This window comes from Thioalkalivibrio halophilus, from assembly GCF_001995255.1.
GTDB lineage: Bacteria > Pseudomonadota > Gammaproteobacteria > Ectothiorhodospirales > Ectothiorhodospiraceae > Thioalkalivibrio > Thioalkalivibrio halophilus.
On record NZ_MUZR01000050.1, the window covers coordinates 1 to 6664 of the forward strand.

Here is a 6664-nt window from a genome sequence, read left to right on the forward strand (position 1 = left end):
GTGGGCATGACCCGCGCCCGTCATGCCTGCTGGATGGCGATCGCGCCCGTGCGCCACGGCAACCGCAAGGATAGCGATCTGCACCGCACGGCCGTCGGCTACCTGCTGTTCGGTCCGGAGGGCGTGGAGCCGCCGGCGCTGGCCGCGCGCATGGAGGAACTGCGCGACGACGACGGCCATGTGCGGGTGGAGCCGCTGCCGCCGCCGGCGGTCGAACGCTGCCGCGCGGGCGAAGCCGCGCCGGCCACCGGGCCCGCGCGGGTCCCGCGACGCCGGGTGCGCGAGCCCTGGTGGGTGGCCAGTTACAGCGCCATCGCACGGCGCGAGGAGCCGGGTCCGGACGACAGTGCCGCGTCCGCCGATGCCGGCCCCGATGCCCCGGACACCGCCGAGGAGGACATCCTGCGCGAGGACGCCGGCGCGCGTGATGTCGACGCGGCCGTCGATGGTGACCCCGGGGTGGACACCGGGACGGACACCGGGGCGGTGACCACGGCCCCGGCCGGCGGGCACCACGACTTCCCGCACGGACCGGAGCCCGGCACCTTCCTGCACGGCCTGCTGGAGTGGGCCGGCGAACAGGGCTTCGCGCGGGTGGCCGGCGATCCCGCGCGTCTGCACGCCGAGGTCGCGCGACGCTGTGGTGCCCGCGGCTGGGACGACTGGGTGCCGGTGCTGCAGACCTGGCTGCACCAGCTGCTGGCGGCCGGGTTCCCGCTGGACGGCGCTGCGGGATTCTCGCTGGCGGGGCTGGACAGCTATCAGGCCGAGCTCGAGTTCCTGTTCGAGACCCGCTGGCTGCACAGCGACACTCTGGATGCGGCGGTGCGCCGTGATGTCCTGCCCGGGGAGTCGCGCCCGCCGGCCGGCAGCAAGTGGATCAACGGGATGCTCAAGGGCTTCGTCGATCTGGTGTTCCGGCACGGGGAGCGTTATTACGTGGCCGACTACAAGTCCAACCGCCTCGGTGCCGGGCCGGAGGCCTACACCGCGGCGCAGCTGAACGCGGCGGTGCTGGATCACCGCTACGACCTGCAGCTGGTGCTCTACACCCTGGCGCTGCACCGCCTGCTGAAGGCCCGCCTGCCCGGCTACGACTTCGACGCGCACATGGGCGGCGGGGTCTATCTGTTCCTGCGCGGGGTGGATGCGCCGGGGCGGGGCGTGTTCCATCAGCGCCCGCCGCGCGAGCTGATCGAGTGGCTGGACCGGGCCTTCGCCCAGGGCCCGGATCGCCCGGCAGTGCGCTCCACGGAGGCCGGGGCATGACTGCGGCCATCGCGGCGCGGCCGGATGCCGCCGGGGTGCTCGCGCGTCTGGCCGAATGGGAACAGGCCGGCTGGCTGCGCGGCGTGGACCGCGCGCTGGTGCGCCTGCTGCACGAGGAACTCCCGGAGCTGGATCCGCTGGCCCTGCTGCTGGCGGCGCTGGCCAGCCATCAGGCCGGGCGCGGGCATGTGTGTCTCGATCTTGACGCGTTGCTGGAGGCCCCCGACCGTACCCTGGCGCTGCCGCCCGAGGGCGAGGCGGCCACCGCGGTGCTGCCCTCCGAGGCCCTGCGCGGAACCACCCGGGCGGAACTGGAACAGGCGCTGGCGGACGCGCGGCTGTGCGCCGATGACGCGCCGGGTGCCAGCCCGCTGGTCCGTGCCCGGGGCCAGCTCTATCTGCGCCGCTACTGGCAGGCCGAGCGCCGGGTGGGCGAGGCGGTGCGCGCCCGGCTGGAAGACGCCCCCGCCTGGCGCGAGGCCCTGGATCCCGCCCGCACCCGGCAATGGCTGGACCGGCTGTTTCCCGCCGCGGCACCGGGGGGCGGCCCGGACTGGCAGCGCATCGCCTGTGCCCTGGCGGCCGGCAGCGGCTTCGGCGTGATCACCGGCGGTCCCGGCACCGGCAAGACCACCACCGTGCTGCGCCTGCTGGCTCTGCTGCAGGGCCTGCAGGGCGACGGCGAGGCTTTGCGCATCCGTCTGGCCGCGCCCACCGGCAAGGCGGCCGCGCGGCTCAATGCCTCGGTGGGCGGGGCGCTGGACCGCCTGAACCTCGAGGCCCTGCCCGACGGCGAGCGCCTGCGCAGCCGCATCCCCGCCGGGGTGGTGACCCTGCATCGGCTGCTGGGGGCGCGACCGGGGGCGCGCGGCTTCCGCCATGATGCGGCAAACCCGCTGCCGGTGGACGTGCTGGTGGTGGACGAGGCGTCGATGATCGATCTGGAACTGATGGCCGCGCTGGTGGAGGCGGTGCCGCGCCACGCGCGCCTGATCCTGCTGGGTGATCGCGACCAGCTGGCCTCGGTGGAGGCCGGCGCGGTGATGGGCGAACTCTGTGCCCGCGCATCCGACGGCCATTACACCCCGGAGACCGTGGCCTGGCTGACGGCACATGCCGGTGCAGAGATCCCGGCCGCGCTGCAGGACGGCGCCGGCCAGGCACTGGACCAGCACGTGGTGATGCTGCGTCACAGCCATCGTTTCGATGCCGACAGCGGCATCGGCCAGCTGGCCACCGCGGTCAACGAGGGCCGGGCCGGGGAGGTGCGCCTGCCCACCCTCGATGGCGCGGTGGACCGGCTGACCCTGGAGGCTGGCGACGGGCGTGGCTGGCTGGCGCGGGTGCTGGACGGCGACCCGCAGCGCGAGGCCGCCGGGTATCGCCATTACCTCGAGGCCCTCGCGCGGCTGCGGCCCGCCGGCGGGGCCGCGCGCGGTGCATGGGAGGACTGGGCGCGCGAGGTGCTGCAGGCGCACGGGCATTTCCAGCTGCTGTGCGCGGTGCGTCGCGGCCCCCGGGGGCTGGAGCAGCTGAACCGCCGCATCGCGGCGGCACTGCGGGAGCGGGGCCTGCTGGCGGGCGAGGGGACATGGGTCGAGGGACGGCCGGTGATCGTGACCCGCAACGACTACGCCCTGGGCCTGATCAACGGCGACATCGGCATCGCGCTGGCCGTGCCACGCTGGCTGGCCGCGGGCGAGGACGGGCCGCAGGGCGACGCAGCCACCTCCGGGCCGGAGTCGCGGGTGCTGCGGGTGGCCTTCCTCGCCACCGACGGCCGGGTGCGCTGGATCCCGCCCAACCGCCTGGAGGGCGTGGAGTCCGCCTTCGCCCTGACCGTGCACAAGGCGCAGGGCTCCGAGTTCGACCACGTGGCCCTGATCCTGCCGGACACCGACAGCCCGATCCTGACCCGCGAGCTGGTCTACACCGCCATCACCCGCGCCAGCCGCCGTTTCACCCTGCTGGAACCCCGCCCCGGCCGCCTCGAAACCGCCGCGGGCCGCCGCATCCGCCGCGGCGGCGGCCTGCACCGCTGGCTCGAGAGCAGTCCGTGACGGTGAATGCCGTGACAGGCGAGACGAGATAGAGTGTGACGCGACGCGAAAGGAGGTCGTAATGGCGGATCTGGATGTGCGCTGGAAACAGCGCCTGACGAATTTCCGGCGGGCCCTGGCACAGCTGGAGAGTGCCGTGCGTCTGGCGCAGCAGCGCGAGCTGTCGGATCTGGAACGCCAGGGGTTGATCCAGGCCTTCGAGTTCAATCATGAGCTGGCCTGGAACGTGATGAAGGATTATTTCGCCTGGCAGGGCAATACCGCGATCACGGGCTCGCGCGACGCGATCCGGGAAGCCTTTGCGAAGGGGCTCGTCGAAGATGGCGAAGGCTGGATGGAGATGATCCGCAGCCGGAATCTGACGGCCCATGCCTATAACGAGAAGGTGGCCCGCGAGATCGCCGAGCAGGTGGTGTGGCGCTATCACGCGCTGTTCGATGCGTTCGCGAGGCGCATGGGCGAGCTGGAAGGGCTGGCATGACGGCAGCGGCCAGTGTTACGAAGTTCGGGTTGCCGGCCGATGTGGTCATGCGCCTGTGCGCGGTGTTCGCCGGCTGGCCGGAGATTACCGGCGTGTTATTGTACGGCTCGCGCGCGAAGGGGACCTGGCGCAAGGCCTCGGATATCGATCTGTGCCTGCAGGCGGATACCCTTGGCGTGCGCGACCTTCTCCGGATCGAGGGCGAGATCGATGACCTGCTGTTGCCGTGGAAGGTGGATCTGTCGTTGTGGCACCAGATCGAGGAAGAAGACCTGCGCGGGCACATCCGCCGTGTGGCGGTGGAGCTGTGCCCTTCGGACATCCTCGCCGGGTGAAGCTGCCCGCACCTCGCCCGGGCATCGGGGTGGATAACCCCTCGGCGGGCGCGGCCGCCGTGGAAATCTCCCGGGGTGTCTCGTACCCTCCGGGGTCGTTCGCCCATCCCGATCCGGAGACACCGTGGCCGATATCCTGAATCCGTACGCCGACGATCAGCCCGAGTCGAAATACATCGTGCTGCGCGCACGCAGTGGCCAGGAGGTCTCCGCCAACTTCACCCTGCAGGACCGGCGGGGGCGCCAGAGCGCGGCGGAGTACCTGTTCCACCTCTACTCCACCATCAAGGAAAAGGTGGGCGAGCCGACCCTGGACACCGCCGCACCCTCGCCGGACGACCAGGACGCCATGCAGCGACTGATCCTCTACACCGCCGGTGCCCACGACACCATGTTCGGCACCTTCAATGGCTCTGCGGAAATACCCGAGGAGGAGCGAAACGAGTTCGTGGAGCTCTTCCTGCTGGCCTGCGCCACGGTCATCGAGGGCAAGCGGATCACCATCGACCTCCAGCGGGGCCTCATCGACGCCGAGGTGGCCTGACTTCGAGGGACCCCTGGCCGTCGCCCGTAGCGGGCGGACCCGGGGTCCCGTACCGAAAGGGGACCCGGGATGACGCCGAGGACGTTTACTGGCAAGCGTGGACGACCCTCTCCCCCTCCCCGGAGAACTCGATACCGTCCCTCTCGTACTCGACGATGACCCTGAGCGAGCCTTCCTCGCCATATTCAAGTTCGGAATCGAAGTCGATCTCGTATTGATCGCTGAACAGCAGGCTGGTCACTTGCTGAAAGACCTGCTGAAGGTTTTCGTCACCTGCCGCTTCGTAGAACAGGCCGCCCGTCTCGCGCGCGAGCTTTCGCAGATGGTCTTCGTCGAAGTCGCCGAACCCGATGGTGAACACGGGGATGCCGGCCGCGTTGGCCAGTTCGATCGCATCGTCCACATCGGCGTCGGACTCGTTGTCCATGCCGTCGGTCTGGGAGATGATGGCCTTGCGGTCCTTGTCGCGTTCGGTGGTCCGCTCGATGGCCTCGACGGTGGCGTCGTACAAGGCGGTGCGACCGCCGGCACCGTCGGGTTCCTTGTCGATCGCGAGTTCCAGCACGCCTTTGTCCGAAGTGAACTGCGGGGTCATGAGCTCGACCTCAGTGGCGTATTTGATGATGTCTGCTTCATCCTCGGACAGCATCGCGTCGACCAGTAACTTTGCTCCCTCTTTCATGTTGGATACCGCGCCGGGGACGTCGTCGGTGATACTGGCGCTGTAGTCCATGGCGACGCTGAACGCGAGGTTGGTGAAGCTTTCTTCGATCCAGGTGACGTGGACCGGTTGGGATTCCATGCCGGAGCTCTCCACCAGCGTGAAATTTGCAGGGTCCTCGTGCAGCCCCTTGACCGGGTATCCCGCCTGATCGATGACGGAAATATAGGCTTTGTCCAGCTCCCCCGGGCACGCGTTGACCTGGTTGACCTGGACGTTGAGATCCGGATCAATATGGGCATATTCGCCGTCCAGGCTGGCGGCATGCCCGACCGAGGGGGCGTTGGGATCGTCGCTCTCCACGATCAACAGCGCCCGGTACTCGCCGAAATTCTGCTGGCCGGGGCCGAATGCCACCTCAATGGTGCAGCTGTCGCCGGGGTCGAGTGTCAGGCTGAGCGCGTCGCAGGGGGCGTCACCACCGCCCTGGTCCAGGATGAAGGCGTTCGGATCCTGCCCTGCCAGATACATGTTCGAGATGTCGTAGGACGTCGAACCTTCGTTGCTGATGGTGAATTGCCGCGGGGGCGTGTGTTCCTGGTTGCCCTCCGTAACGACTTCGAAGTCGAAATGTTCGGGCAGTACGTTGACGTCGGTCGAGTCGCCCCCTCCGCTACTGCCACCACTACTGCCGCCGCCACCGCTGCTTCCGCCGCCCCCTCCGCCGCCGCAGCCAGTCAGGCCGATTGACGCAGCCAGCAGGGCCGGAACCAGGAGTCGGGACTGTCCGATATCAAACCTCATGGTGTTCTTCTCCATCGATGTAGGGGGGACGGTGCTGTTGGAGAAGCCGGCCCATCCGTCCGGCGGCCAGGTTCAGCATCGCAAGCCTTTTCGGAAGTTGCCCCTGCGGGTTTTGTGAAACCGTTCTCTCGGGGGTTCCTGTCCAATGCCCTAGCAAGCCTCAGGCCAGAGAAGATCACCTTCCTGTTTTCAGCAACTTGGTGAGTTGGCTGCGTACGGTTACGAACCGGGATGTAAAATGCGCGGACAGGCTGAGGCTTGTTTGCCCTGCAGGGGCGAGGCAGGCAGCCGCGGTGCGGTACCGGATGCAGTATTTATCCCGGGGCGTCGTCGAAGTCGAGGGCGTGCCTCCCGCCGGCCAGTCGGTGGCTTCCGTGCACTCCCGCCTGCTCGCACGGGTACCAAAAACGGGACCGGTATTCGGACTCCATTCGAGGAATGGGGCGATGACGGCGTAAACCGGACGGACAGATCGAGATTCAAGATGAGGGGCGCGAGCGCAAGCGAGTG

Annotated in this window: 6 protein-coding genes; 5 read left to right on the plus strand and 1 reads right to left on the minus strand. The window is 69.1% G+C overall.

The annotated features are described in order from the left end of the window. The 5 genes from B1A74_RS10895 to B1A74_RS10915 form a co-directional block, all read left to right on the plus strand. Positions 1 to 1269: PD-(D/E)XK nuclease family protein (locus tag B1A74_RS10895; protein WP_208855995.1), on the plus strand; the 1269-nt coding region annotated here is incomplete at its 5' end. Then, positions 1266 to 3329 carry an exodeoxyribonuclease V subunit alpha gene (gene recD / locus B1A74_RS10900; RefSeq protein WP_077244664.1) on the plus strand — a complete coding sequence of 688 codons (2064 nt, stop codon included), beginning with the start codon at positions 1266 to 1268 and terminating at the stop codon, positions 3327 to 3329. The genes B1A74_RS10895 and recD, both read left to right, overlap by 4 nt. Before the next feature lie 61 nt (positions 3330 to 3390). Further along, positions 3391 to 3810, plus strand: coding sequence for a nucleotidyltransferase substrate binding protein (locus B1A74_RS10905; protein ID WP_018946776.1), 420 nt, complete (start codon positions 3391 to 3393; stop codon positions 3808 to 3810). Beyond that, positions 3807 to 4145: a nucleotidyltransferase family protein gene (locus B1A74_RS10910; RefSeq protein WP_026288955.1), complete on the plus strand. Its 339-nt coding sequence runs from the start codon at positions 3807 to 3809 to the stop codon at positions 4143 to 4145. The genes B1A74_RS10905 and B1A74_RS10910 overlap by 4 nt, the downstream gene beginning before the upstream one ends. A gap of 124 nt (positions 4146 to 4269) precedes the next feature. Then, the gene (locus B1A74_RS10915; protein WP_077244665.1) at positions 4270 to 4689 is read left to right on the plus strand and encodes a hypothetical protein; all 420 of its coding nucleotides are present in this window, start codon (positions 4270 to 4272) and stop codon (positions 4687 to 4689) included. Positions 4690 to 4774: 85 nt separating this feature from the next. Here the strand turns inward: B1A74_RS10915 and B1A74_RS10920 are convergent, their stop codons facing one another. Beyond that, positions 4775 to 6154, minus strand: a complete 1380-nt coding sequence (locus B1A74_RS10920) for a VWA domain-containing protein (protein WP_077244666.1) — start codon at positions 6152 to 6154, stop codon at positions 4775 to 4777. Positions 6155 to 6664: the final 510 nt, after the last annotated feature.

What these genes read in the sequence shown, in the direction of transcription:
- B1A74_RS10905 (WP_018946776.1), top strand. Translation starts at nt 3,391, where the DNA reads ATGGCGGATCTGGATGTGCGCTGGAAACAGCGCCTGACGAATTTCCGG.
- B1A74_RS10910 (WP_026288955.1), top strand. Translation starts at nt 3,807, where the DNA reads ATGACGGCAGCGGCCAGTGTTACGAAGTTCGGGTTGCCGGCCGATGTG.
- B1A74_RS10920 (WP_077244666.1), bottom strand. Translation starts at nt 6,154, where the DNA reads ATGAGGTTTGATATCGGACAGTCCCGACTCCTGGTTCCGGCCCTGCTG.
- recD (WP_077244664.1), top strand. Translation starts at nt 1,266, where the DNA reads ATGACTGCGGCCATCGCGGCGCGGCCGGATGCCGCCGGGGTGCTCGCG.